This window comes from Aliivibrio sp. 1S175, assembly GCF_001690985.1.
Classification (GTDB): domain Bacteria; phylum Pseudomonadota; class Gammaproteobacteria; order Enterobacterales; family Vibrionaceae; genus Aliivibrio.
Map to the genome: position 1 here is coordinate 1 of NZ_MAJS01000011.1, position 10,295 is coordinate 10,295.

At 38.0% G+C, this 10,295-nt stretch carries 10 protein-coding genes, 1 tRNA gene and 1 rRNA gene; 9 read left to right on the forward strand and 3 right to left on the reverse strand.

Going from position 1 to position 10,295, the window contains the following annotated elements:
• The 3 genes from rrf to A6E06_RS05325 all read left to right on the forward strand — a co-directional run.
• A 5S ribosomal RNA gene (gene rrf, locus A6E06_RS05315) occupies positions 1–100 on the forward strand; the annotation flags it as partial.
• Between the two features lie 65 nt (positions 101–165).
• Positions 166–242: transfer RNA gene (locus tag A6E06_RS05320), tRNA-Trp, on the forward strand.
• A 243-nt stretch (positions 243–485) separates the two neighbouring features.
• Positions 486–1,406 carry a manganese-dependent inorganic pyrophosphatase gene (locus tag A6E06_RS05325; protein ID WP_065593213.1) on the forward strand — a complete coding sequence of 307 codons (921 nt, stop codon included), beginning with the start codon at positions 486–488 and terminating at the stop codon, positions 1,404–1,406.
• 57 nt (positions 1,407–1,463) lie between these two features.
• On the opposite strand, the gene A6E06_RS05330 is transcribed toward A6E06_RS05325, so the two are convergent.
• Together A6E06_RS05330 and A6E06_RS05335 are read right to left on the reverse strand one after the other, a co-directional pair.
• The gene (locus A6E06_RS05330) at positions 1,464–1,616 is read right to left on the reverse strand and encodes a nonsense-mediated mRNA decay protein NMD3 family protein (RefSeq protein ID WP_065593212.1); all 153 of its coding nucleotides are present in this window, start codon (positions 1,614–1,616) and stop codon (positions 1,464–1,466) included.
• Between the two features lie 222 nt (positions 1,617–1,838).
• Positions 1,839–2,369 (reverse strand): DUF2062 domain-containing protein, encoded by a 531-nt coding sequence (locus A6E06_RS05335; protein ID WP_065593211.1) that lies wholly within the window; start codon positions 2,367–2,369, stop codon positions 1,839–1,841.
• A gap of 6 nt (positions 2,370–2,375) precedes the next feature.
• On the opposite strand from A6E06_RS05335, the gene A6E06_RS05340 reads away from it, so the two are divergent.
• The 5 genes from A6E06_RS05340 to kdsB are packed head-to-tail and all read left to right on the forward strand — an operon-like array spanning position 2,376 to position 8,399.
• Positions 2,376–4,682: a DNA internalization-related competence protein ComEC/Rec2 gene (locus A6E06_RS05340; protein WP_083190279.1), complete on the forward strand. Its 2,307-nt coding sequence runs from the start codon at positions 2,376–2,378 to the stop codon at positions 4,680–4,682.
• A 34-nt stretch (positions 4,683–4,716) separates the two neighbouring features.
• Positions 4,717–6,465: a lipid A ABC transporter ATP-binding protein/permease MsbA gene (gene msbA / locus A6E06_RS05345; RefSeq protein WP_065593210.1), complete on the forward strand. Its 1,749-nt coding sequence runs from the start codon at positions 4,717–4,719 to the stop codon at positions 6,463–6,465.
• The gene (lpxK, locus tag A6E06_RS05350) at positions 6,465–7,472 is read left to right on the forward strand and encodes a tetraacyldisaccharide 4'-kinase (protein WP_065593209.1); all 1,008 of its coding nucleotides are present in this window, start codon (positions 6,465–6,467) and stop codon (positions 7,470–7,472) included. Before msbA ends, lpxK begins: the two co-directional genes overlap by 1 nt.
• Positions 7,453–7,650 (forward strand): Trm112 family protein, encoded by a 198-nt coding sequence (locus A6E06_RS05355; RefSeq protein ID WP_065593208.1) that lies wholly within the window; start codon positions 7,453–7,455, stop codon positions 7,648–7,650. Before lpxK ends, A6E06_RS05355 begins: the two co-directional genes overlap by 20 nt.
• Positions 7,632–8,399 (forward strand): 3-deoxy-manno-octulosonate cytidylyltransferase, encoded by a 768-nt coding sequence (gene kdsB, locus A6E06_RS05360; RefSeq protein WP_065593207.1) that lies wholly within the window; start codon positions 7,632–7,634, stop codon positions 8,397–8,399. Before A6E06_RS05355 ends, kdsB begins: the two co-directional genes overlap by 19 nt.
• Before the next feature lie 108 nt (positions 8,400–8,507).
• Here the strand turns inward: kdsB and elyC are convergent, their stop codons facing one another.
• Positions 8,508–9,371, reverse strand: coding sequence for an envelope biogenesis factor ElyC (gene elyC, locus A6E06_RS05365; RefSeq protein ID WP_065593206.1), 864 nt, complete (start codon positions 9,369–9,371; stop codon positions 8,508–8,510).
• A 135-nt stretch (positions 9,372–9,506) separates the two neighbouring features.
• Between elyC and cmoM the strand changes: the two genes are divergently transcribed.
• On the forward strand, positions 9,507–10,286 hold the full coding sequence (gene cmoM, locus A6E06_RS05370; protein ID WP_065593205.1) for a tRNA uridine 5-oxyacetic acid(34) methyltransferase CmoM: 780 nt from the start codon (positions 9,507–9,509) through the stop codon (positions 10,284–10,286).
• Positions 10,287–10,295: the final 9 nt, after the last annotated feature.

The following is a 10,295-nucleotide window of genomic DNA, read 5'->3' on the forward strand; positions in this document are numbered from 1 at the left end:
TTATGGACCCACCTGATCCCATGCCGAACTCAGAAGTGAAACGTAATAGCGCCGATGGTAGTGTGGGGTCTCCCCATGTGAGAGTAGGACATCGCCAGGCTTTAAATTAGTTTTTATCTTTTTTAAAGATAAAATAAGACAAAGTTAAGTCATTAAAATAACTACAGGGGTGTAGCTCCAACTGGCAGAGCAGCGGATTCCAAATCCGCGTGTTGGGAGTTCGAATCTCTCCACCCCTGCCATATTTAGGCGAAAGCCAACGAAAAAGCCCATACCGAAAGGTATGGGCTTTTTGCCAACTGTAGTTTGGGAAAAAGCCGCGGATTCCTCCACCATAAGAACACGCGTGTTGGGAGTTCGGATCTCTTAACCACTACTATAATTACCTATTTATATGGTAGATAGTTTAAGTTCTATTAATACTTTCTGTTTTCAAATCGTCTTAATTTGTTAGAATAGCGCCATATTTAAAGGAGAGTAATACAATGTCAATGTATGTAGTGGGCCATAAAATCCCAGATTCAGATTCAATTTGTGGTGCAATCGCACTTGCTTACTTAAAAAATCAAATCGGCGAAGCTGCTATCCCAGCTCGTCTAGGTGAACTTTCTCCTGAAACAGCATTTATCCTTGATAAGTTTGGTTTAGAGTCTCCAGAGTTTAAAACTAGCTATGCTGGTGAAGAAGTTTATATTGTTGACCATTCAGAGTTAACTCAGGCACCAGATGATATTGCAGAAGCTACAATTGTAGGTATTGTTGACCATCATAAATTAGGTGACTTAACTACATCTACACCTCTAGAGTGTTGGATCCGTCCAGTTGGTTGTAGTAATACAATCATTAAGATGATGTACGATTTTTACAATGTTGAGATTCCAAAAAACATTGCTGGCATTATGCTTTGTGCGATTTTAAGTGATACGGTAATTTTCAAATCACCAACATGTACAACTGCTGATATTAAATGTGTTGAAGCATTAGCAGAGATTGCTGGTATTGAAGATTTTAAAGCATTAGGCATGGAAATGTTTAAAGTGAAATCAGCGGTTGAAGGTACACCTGTACGTGATCTTGTTATGCGTGATTTTAAAGACTTTAATATGAACGGTGAGCTTGTTGGCATTGGTCAACTTGAAGTGATCGATCTTTCTGTATTTGATGAGATAAAAGCAGACTTAGAAGCAGATATTGCAGTAATGAAAGTTGAAGGCAATCGCCACACAATGATCTTACTTTTAACCGATATCATGAAAGAAGGTTCAGAGTTATTAGTTGTAAGTGATAATGATGAACTTACTGCTAAAGCTTATGGTAAAGCAACTGAAAATGGTCGAGTTTGGCTTGATGGCGTTCTTAGCCGTAAGAAACAAGTTGTTCCTCAGCTGCAAGCAATATTTGCTTAATTAAAAGTATCGTTATTAAAAAAAGCCCGTACTAATGTATGGGCTTTTTTATATGTCTTAGATAGCAGCTTCACTCTGAGGTTCTTTGACTACAAGCCACACTCCATCTTTTTTTATTATTCCACAATTTGAGCAGATTACAGTATGTTCATTGTCTGATATGAGTAATTCATCTGAAAGACAGTCAGGACATTCAGTTAGTTCATTCATGTCGATTTCCTTAACAAGCTATAAATTTAATGATTCATTTATTATTAGTATTATATGCATCTAAAATAATTGAAAAGTGAAAGAAGAACCGTTCAATTAATGAGATAAACATGAATATATCACATTAAAGTCATTATATTGCTTGTGTGGATATGAAGTTTTGTGAACTGACAGCAAAGATCTGCTGTCAGTAATAGAAATGTGATGGGTGAAGAGGGTAAGTTAACTTTTTCTAGATAGCTTTGATCTTAATGTACGTTTTTTCCAGCTTCGAACAACTGAATATCGCCAAAGTCCGCGAATGCTAAAATAACCAATAAGAGCAGAAAGAACGGCGCAAATAGCGCAACCAAGAAGAAATGGGGGACCAATCGTCGACATTTGTGAGCCAATGAATTCCCATGATAATTCAAAGTGGAAATGCTGGGCGGGTGTTGATAATACCCAAGCACCAATCTTGTAGGCGCCATAAAATAAAACAGGCATAGTGACAGGGTTACTAACCCATACTAATGCAATAGATAATGGAAGGTTGACACTACACAAAATGGCTAACCCAGCAGCCATAATCATTTGACTAGGAAGAGGGACGAAAGCCATAAATAAACCGACAGCAAACGCGCCAGCTGCAGAACGGCGGTTCAAACACCATAAGTTTGGGTTATATAATACATTGCCGAATACTTTTAATGCTTTTTGGCGCTTAATGGTTTCGTGGTTTGGTAAAAAACGTTTAATGAATTTTCTTGGCATGAGTTAATGCTTCTTTTTAATGACATACGAATTAAAATCGTAGTCGTAATTCTTATTCTTTTGTCGTCAGCTTATTGGCCGACAAACTTGCCCTTGTTTGCATTTTTACTGTGTGCTTTTAGTTACTTAGTGTCACTAAAGTTTTCCCAAGCTAAATTAATACAAGGCATCCTGCTGGGACTAATCATCACATCCTCACACATAACTTACTATAAAGAGGTAAACAAACTGCTTTATGGTCAGGGGCATGATATTACCATCAAAGGTGAAATTCAAAGTCTAATTGCATTTAAAGAAAGAACATCTTCAATTTTAGTCCATGTTCGTCATATTAACACTTATCCAGTTAAGTTTTATCAATCGCCTTTATTAAGGCTTTCAATTCGAGATTTTAAAAAATCTTTAGAAAAAGAAATCCCCGAAGCTCTTTTCAAACAAGGTGAATTATGGGAATTTACTGTCAAACTGAGACCTCCGATAGGTCGACATAATGAAGTCGGCTATAAACTTGAAGATTACGCTCTAGCCAAAGGGATCCACTCATACGGTAAAATTACTAGTGCAGTATTAATTGATAGTACAGCCTCAATTCGAAGTCTGTGGTTTATGGATACCTATAAACACACGATGAATAAAGAATTTCAATCATTACTTTTAGCGCTAACCTTTGGTTATAAAGGTGAAATAGACACTTATGAATGGCGAGTGTTAAGAAATTCAGGTTTAGCTCATTTAATGGCGATATCGGGTCTTCATATTGGTTTTGTTTTTGCTATAGGTTGGTGGTTAGGTAAGATAGCTAGAAGTTTTTTGCCTTGCAGAAGTACCGTTTGGTTGCCTGTCCTTATTGGTTGTTTACTCGCTACTTTTTATGCATGGCTTGCGGATTTTTCCTTACCCACAATTAGAGCATTGATTGGCTGTCTTTTAGTCTCATTAGTTTTGATTCTTCGTTGGAAGTGGCCTAAGCATTTATTATTTTTATGGTGCTTATTGTTATGTCTTGTTATTAATCCCTTTTCAGCCTTATCTATGAGCTTTTGGCTTTCGTTTAGTGCTGTATCTGTGGTTCTTTTATCATTGTATTTTTATCAACGATTCTTTACCAATAAATCTCGTCCATTTATGGAGAAACTGCGTCAGGTGGTTTTCATTCAATGTGGGCTCTTTGTGTTATTAGCACCGATACAAGCTTACTTTTTTTCTGGTGTCAGTTTTTTATCACCAATAATTAATTTACTCTCTGTTCCTTGGGTTAGCTTGCTCACGGTTCCTTTAAGCTTACTTGCGGTTCTCTCTGGACAGATAAATTATTCTATTTCTGAACTATCTTGGGGTTTAGCTAATTGGTCATTAACTCCAATATGGTGGTTGGCAGAAAAAGCTGAGCAATCATGGTTTGTATTGTCTCATCAAACGAATCACATTTTTCTTATCATCATTGGTTTGATTAGTGCCAGAATCATCTTTCCTGTGAAATATTTCTTTCAACCTTTTATATTTTTATTACTGTGTTCAGTTTTGATTAAACCTGAAAAAAAATGGCAAGTTGATTTTTTGGATGTTGGTCATGGCTTATCAGTACTATTATCAAACCAAGGGCATACCGTCGTTTATGATACAGGTATGAAATGGAGTAATGGCAGTATTGCTGAAAGCGTCATTGAACCCATTTTATATTCTCGTGGGGTGAAGTCGATTAATGGTTTGATTATCAGTCATTCAGATAATGATCATTCTGGTGGAAAAGCATATTTAACTGATGCATTTACTCCGGAATGGATTAGAACGAGCGAGATAAGGGTAAACAATAAATATTGTATTAAAGGTGAACAGTGGCGAGAAGGCGATATGTTATTCACCGCGATCTGGCCTCCCAAAAGAGCTAAGCGAGCTTATAATCCTCATTCATGTGTAGTTAAAATTAAGATTGAACAATGGACTTTTTTATTAACTGGCGATATTGATGCTATTTCAGAAATGTTGATATTAAATCAAAATGATTTTGATGATGTGGATGTTTTTCTAGTCCCTCATCATGGTTCAAATAGTTCCTCAACAATGCGTTGGGCTGAAGAAATGAAAGGCAAGGTTGCTGTAGTGTCCACCGGTAGATTTACCCCTTGGAATTTACCAAGTAAAGCAATCAAAGATCGATATGAAGAAAAAAGAATAAAATGGTTAGATACTGCTCAGTTAGGGCAGATCAATATTACAAGTGATCAAGATAATTTAGTTATTAAAGGTTATTCACTGCTCAATCACAATGTCTGGTATAGAAAGCTATTTGGCGATAATCTAAATTCAGAGTAGAATAAAGGTAATTGTATATGAAGAATAAGTACTTATGACTATTGAAAAAGACGAATCTACATGGGTAACATTTAAACGCTTATGGCCATTAATCTCTCTCTATAAGGCCGGGCTATGGATAGCTATCGTTGCTCTGGTTGTTAATGCCTTAAGTGACACCTACATGATTTCGTTATTAAAACCATTATTAGATGAAGGTTTTGGTAGTGCAGATTCAGATTTCTTAAAGAAAATGCCATTTATCATTTTAGCAATGATGTTTATTCGTGGTCTTAGTGGGTTTATCTCTGGTTATTGTATGAGTTGGGTCGCGAGCAACGTAGTAATGCGAATTCGCCGTCAAATATTCAATCATTTTATGCATATGCCAGTTAGCTATTTCGATCAAGAATCTACAGGTCGCTTACTCTCTCGTATTACCTATGATTCAGAACAAGTTGCCTCTGCAACCAGTAAAGCGTTAGTTAATATTGTGCGTGAATCGGCAAGTATTATTGGTTTACTTGGTCTTATGTTTTGGAACAGCTGGCAGTTATCTTTAGTGCTTATTGTTGTTGCTCCTGTAGTCGCTTTTGCTATTAGCTTTGTTTCTAAGCGTTTTAGAAAGATAAGTAAGAGCATGCAAACAGCAATGGGTTCATTAACAGCAACCTCTGAACAAATGCTGAAAGGCCATAAAGTGGTACTTAGTTACGGTGGTCAAAAGGTTGAATCTGAGCGTTTTGATAACATCAGTAACCACATGCGTCAGCAAGGAATGAAAATGGTGGTAGCTCAAGGTTTAGCTAACCCTATCATTCAAATGATCGCGTCTTTGGCACTAGTTACGGTATTATTTTTAGCAAGCGTAGACTCAATTAAAGAAACATTAACTCCTGGTACATTTACCGTTGTATTTTCTGCGATGTTTGGTTTACTTCGTCCATTGAAATCGTTAACAGGCGTAACGTCTGATTTCCAACGCGGTATGGCTGCGTGTCAAACTTTATTCGAATTAATGGATATGGATAAAGAAAAAGACGATGGTGTAATTACTAAAGAAAAAGTTAGTGGTGAGATTAACGTTGAAAACGTGACATTTACTTACCCAACGGCAGAAGGTCCTGCATTACGAAATATCAGTTTTGATATTCCAAGCGGAAAAACGGTTGCATTAGTTGGTCGTTCTGGTTCAGGTAAAAGTACTATTGCTAATCTATTTACTCGTTTCTATGATGTTGACTCGGGCACAATATCATTAGATGGCGATAAAGTTGAAGATTATAAACTTCCTAATCTTCGTAAACATTTTGCGTTAGTATCTCAAAACGTGCATTTATTTAATGACACGGTAGCAAATAATATTTCTTATGCTTCAGAGGGTAAGTTTACTCGTGAAGAGATAGAAAAAGCGGCTGAACTTGCTTATGCCTCTGACTTTATTAATAAAATGGAGCAAGGCTTTGACACCATGATTGGTGAAAACGGCGCAAGTCTATCGGGTGGTCAACGTCAACGTATCGCTATTGCTCGTGCTTTATTGCAGAACGCATCGGTATTAATTCTTGATGAAGCAACGTCTGCATTAGATACGGAATCAGAAAAAGCGATTCAATCAGCATTGGATGAGTTGCAAAAAGACAAAACTGTCTTAGTTATTGCACACCGTTTATCAACCATCGAAAGTGCAGATCAGATCCTTGTCATTGATGAAGGCGAAGTGGTTGAGCGTGGAACACATGCTGAACTAATTGCACATGATGGTGCTTATGCACAGTTACACCGCATTCAGTTTGGTGATTAATGGTTGAGAAAATTTGGTTTGATAACCATATTTTAGGAAAGCTTTTGTGGCCAGTGTTATGGCCCCTAAGTTGCTTATTTAAATGGTTGGCTTCAAAACGAAAAGCGGATTATCAATCTGGTAAGAAATCGAGTTATCGAGCCTCTGTTCCTGTTGTCGTTGTGGGAAATATAACAGCGGGAGGGAATGGAAAAACCCCTGTTGTTGTGTGGCTAGTTGAACAACTTCAACTACAAGGTTACAGAGTTGGGGTTGCTTCTCGTGGCTATGGTGGTAAAGCTCCGTATTATCCTTTTTTACTTACCGAAACAACGACACCTGATATTTCTGGCGATGAACCTGTATTGATAAAGCAGCGTACCAAAGCGGATGTAGTTGTCGCCCCTGTTCGTAGCGATGCAGTGAAAATGCTTGAAGCGCAAGGTGTTGACATTATTATTACGGATGATGGTCTACAACATTATGCATTACAACGTGATATTGAATTCATTATTATTGACGGTAAGCGTCGTTTTGGTAATGGGGAATACATCCCATTAGGGCCATTAAGGGAGGGGATTGATCGTTTATTAACGGTAGATTTCTTAATTTGTAATGGAGATCAGCCAAAAGAGAACGAAATTTCAATGAAGCTTGAGCCTAGTGATGCGATTAACCTCGTGACAGGTGAAAAGCGCGTAATTTCTTCATTATCTAACTTGGTCGCGTTTGCTGGTATTGGTCATCCCCCACGCTTTTTTGACACGTTAAAATCATTAAATGCAGATGTGGTTCACACTCAAGGATTTGGTGATCATAAAGCGTTTGAACCAACAGAAATTAAAAATTTAATGCAGTATGGCGAGCAATTAATTATGACAGAGAAAGACGCAGTTAAGTGTCAGTCCTTTGCTCAATCGTCATGGTGGTATTTACCTGTTGATGCCAAATTCCCAGAAGAAAAAGCACAACAAATATTAGATAAAATTATAGAGGTAAAAGAACAATATGGATTATCGTCTTCTTGAAATCGTTGCTTGTCCTGTGTGTAATGGAAAATTGAACTACGATAAAGATAAGCAAGAGCTGATCTGTAAAATTGATCGTCTGGCATATCCTATCAAAGAAGGTATTCCAGTAATGATTGAGCCTGAAGCCCGCCGTATGACAATGGAAGAGGTAGAGCTATGTCGTTCACAGTCATAATTCCCGCTCGTTACCAATCAACACGTTTACCAGGTAAGCCATTAGCTGATATTTGTGGTAAACCTATGATCCAATGGGTTTATGAGCAAGCATCAAAGGCAGGGGCAGACCGCGTTATTATTGCAACCGACGACCCTCGTATTGAAGCGGTAGTTAAAAGCTTTGGTGGCGACGTATGTATGACCTCACCCGATCACGAGTCTGGCACAGAACGCCTTGCAGAAGTGATTGAAAAGTGTGGCATTACAGCAGATGAAATCGTTGTAAATGTACAAGGGGACGAACCACTTATTCCACCGAGTATTATTCAACAAGTCGCACAAAACCTATCAGATTCGATTGCACCAATGGCAACATTGGCTGTTACCATTGATGAAAAAGATGACGTATTTAACCCTAATGCAGTGAAAGTCGTTACCGATGCAGAAGGGTATGCGTTGTACTTTAGTCGTGCTGCAATCCCCTGGGACCGTGATGCTTTTGCAAAAGGAGAGGCATTAACGGCGAATCCATTACTGCGTCATATCGGCATTTATGCGTACCGTGCTGGATTTATTAATACGTACATTAATTGGCAGCCAAGTGTACTTGAAAAAATTGAATGTTTAGAGCAATTACGAGTACTTTGGTATGGTGAAAAAATTCATGTAGCAGTGGCAAAAGAAGCCCCTGCAGCAGGCGTTGATACACCAGAAGACTTAGAAAAAGTGAGATCTATCATTTTAAGTAATGCTCATTCGGATAAGTGATTGTAATTATCCTAAATAAGTAAAAATGATCAGATACTTATCGATACGTACAAAAAAGCACGAATCTAATTTTGGTTCGTGCTTTTTTATATGAATAGTTTTAAGCTGCTATTTGTCTTTCGGTAATGGTAGAGATTCTGTTATATCATCTACTTTATCCATAACGTCTTCAAACTCAATTTTGTTTGTTTCTTGTGCTTGTTCTTCTCTTGCCATTAAAAGATCTTTGAGATCCATAAACCAGCGACCCATTTGCTCATACCAAAATCGTTCAGACTGTTCTAAATACTTCGCTTTTGGTGCATATTTTTCCCACGGTTGTTTAATTTGTGAGTGCGCTAAGTAATTTGTTGGTGCTGGCGTTGGTGCTAAGCCTAAATTGTGGAACTCTTTCATTGCTCTTGGCATGTGACTAGCTGAAGTGACAAGAACTAAATTACTGTTACCGACTGAATTAAGGGTTTGAATCGCCTCTTCGTGAGTATCACGAGCATTTTCAAGTAAAAGAATGTCTGACTTATTTACACCAAGAGAAAGGGCTACACGGGCCATCATACGCGCATGGCTCACCGTTGTTCCGCCGCTGTAACCTGATAAGATTAATTTCGCCCCAGGATACATACGGTAGATACGGATCCCTTCTGTTAGCCTCATAACAGCTGCACGAGATAATTCGGAAATGGGAGAAATTTCATCATCAACAACATGACCATTCCCTAAAACTAAAACATATTCAACAGGCACATCAGGTGCGATGAATGAGGGGTACATGCGCTCAGTTGTTGTTAATAATGGGGCAGTGATTGGCTGAAAAGACAGCATGAAAATCCCCACAAGAGACAATGTTAGTAAAAAAGAGGCAAATCCTTTCCTTTTTGAAAACCATAAAATGAATAGACCGATAAACCCAATTAGGAGTAATCCTGGTAAGGGCATCAGCATTGATGATACAAACTTCTTTAACTCAAACATATTTTTTGACTATTACCGCTGATATAGAATGAAAAACCACCACTTGAGAGCAAAAAACAGCGTCATGCTGTTACTTCCTTGAGCTCTTATGCGACAATGCTTGTTTCCAATAGATAATATCATAACTTAACCACTGTGAATAAAGACCGTAATTTCGATGACATCGCCCACAAATTTGCTAAGAACATTTATGGTTCTGACAAAGGCGAAATCCGTCAAACTATTGTATGGCAAGATATGGAAACCATCTTAGCTAATAGTAAAGCAAGTTCTGCGCCACTTACAGTATTAGATGCTGGTGGAGGGATTGGCCAAGTATCTCAACAAATGGCCAAATTAGGGCATTTTGTTACTTTGTGTGATATTTCTTCAGAAATGTTGAAATTAGCGGAAGAGTCAGTGAAAGACAATGGTTTACTGGCCCAATACCAATTTATTCACTCTGCTGTACAACAAATTGAACAACACGGCGTGGGTAAGGTTGATATTCTACTCTTTCATGCTGTCATGGAATGGTTGGAAGATCCAAAAGCTGCATTGGATATTTTATTAGAACAAGTAAAACCGGGTGGGTATGCCTCGATTATGTTTTATAATCATCACGGTTTAGTATTGAAAAATGTGATTTGTGGCAACATTCCTCATGTTTTAGATGGCATGCCACATAGAAAACGGTTTAAGTTACAACCACAAAAAGGCTTAATGCCAAATGAGGTTTACCAGTGGATAGAAGACGCTGGTTATGATATTGAAGGGAAATCGGGGGTTCGCTCATTTCATGATTACATTGGTAACATGGAATACATGGGAGACTACCAAATCGAAGACGTGCTGAAGCTAGAAGAGCAGTTATGCCGTCAAGAACCTTATCTGTCTCTTGGTCGTTATATTCATGTATGGGCGAAGAGAAAATAATAATGATGT

What these genes read in the sequence shown, in the direction of transcription:
- elyC (WP_065593206.1), bottom strand. Translation starts at nt 9,371, where the DNA reads ATGTTTGAGTTAAAGAAGTTTGTATCATCAATGCTGATGCCCTTACCA.
- A6E06_RS05325 (WP_065593213.1), top strand. Translation starts at nt 486, where the DNA reads ATGTCAATGTATGTAGTGGGCCATAAAATCCCAGATTCAGATTCAATT.
- A6E06_RS05355 (WP_065593208.1), top strand. Translation starts at nt 7,453, where the DNA reads ATGGATTATCGTCTTCTTGAAATCGTTGCTTGTCCTGTGTGTAATGGA.
- kdsB (WP_065593207.1), top strand. Translation starts at nt 7,632, where the DNA reads ATGTCGTTCACAGTCATAATTCCCGCTCGTTACCAATCAACACGTTTA.
- lpxK (WP_065593209.1), top strand. Translation starts at nt 6,465, where the DNA reads ATGGTTGAGAAAATTTGGTTTGATAACCATATTTTAGGAAAGCTTTTG.
- msbA (WP_065593210.1), top strand. Translation starts at nt 4,717, where the DNA reads ATGACTATTGAAAAAGACGAATCTACATGGGTAACATTTAAACGCTTA.
- A6E06_RS05340 (WP_083190279.1), top strand. Translation starts at nt 2,376, where the DNA reads ATGCTTCTTTTTAATGACATACGAATTAAAATCGTAGTCGTAATTCTT.
- A6E06_RS05330 (WP_065593212.1), bottom strand. Translation starts at nt 1,616, where the DNA reads ATGAATGAACTAACTGAATGTCCTGACTGTCTTTCAGATGAATTACTC.
- A6E06_RS05335 (WP_065593211.1), bottom strand. Translation starts at nt 2,369, where the DNA reads ATGCCAAGAAAATTCATTAAACGTTTTTTACCAAACCACGAAACCATT.